The 873-nt window shown below is 38.9% G+C and carries 2 protein-coding genes; both read right to left on the bottom strand.

The genetic code is table 11. The features are described 5' to 3' along the window. Window positions 1-30 precede the first annotated feature (30 nt). Window positions 31-435: a bleomycin binding protein gene (gene bleO, locus KA814_RS13545; RefSeq protein WP_001242578.1), complete on the bottom strand. Its 405-nt coding sequence runs from the start codon at window positions 433-435 to the stop codon at window positions 31-33. A 216-nt stretch (window positions 436-651) separates the two neighbouring features. Further along, the coding region (locus tag KA814_RS13540; protein WP_281066024.1) for a kanamycin nucleotidyltransferase C-terminal domain-containing protein at window positions 652-873 on the bottom strand (222 nt) is incomplete at its 5' end.

Raw genomic sequence — 873 nt, 5'->3', positions numbered from 1 at the left:
CCCGATTGCTGAACAGATTAATAATAGATTTTAGCTTTTTATTTGTTGAAAAAAGCTAATCAAATTGTTGTCGGGATCAATTACTGCAAAGTCTCGTTCATCCCACCACTGATCTTTTAATGATGTATTGGGGTGCAAAATGCCCAAAGGCTTAATATGTTGATATAATTCATCAATTCCCTCTACTTCAATGCGGCAACTAGCAGTACCAGCAATAAACGACTCCGCACCTGTACAAACCGGTGAATCATTACTACGAGAGCGCCAGCCTTCATCACTTGCCTCCCATAGATGAATCCGAACCTCATTACACATTAGAACTGCGAATCCATCTTCATGGTGAACCAAAGTGAAACCTAGTTTATCGCAATAAAAACCTATACTCTTTTTAATATCCCCGACTGGCAATGCCGGGATAGACTGTAACATTCTCACGCATAAAATCCCCTTTCATTTTCTAATGTAAATCTATTACCTTATTATTAATTCAATTCGCTCATAATTAATCCTTTTTCTTATTACGCAAAATGGCCCGATTTAAGCACACCCTTTATTCCGTTAATGCGCCATGACAGCCATGATAATTACTAATACTAGGAGAAGTTAATAAATACGTAACCAACATGATTAACAATTATTAGAGGTCATCGTTCAAAATGGTATGCGTTTTGACACATCCACTATATATCCGTGTCGTTCTGTCCACTCCTGAATCCCATTCCAGAAATTCTCTAGCGATTCCAGAAGTTTCTCAGAGTCGGAAAGTTGACCAGACATTACGAACTGGCACAGATGGTCATAACCTGAAGGAAGATCTGATTGCTTAACTGCTTCAGTTAAGACCGAAGCGCTCGTCGTATAACAGATGCGATG

Source organism: Staphylococcus sp. GDY8P196P, assembly GCF_017891705.1.
GTDB classification, from domain to species: domain Bacteria; phylum Bacillota; class Bacilli; order Staphylococcales; family Staphylococcaceae; genus Staphylococcus; species Staphylococcus ureilyticus.
Note: the sequence above shows the minus strand (reverse complement) of the source record. Positions and strands in the feature narration are given on the sequence as shown.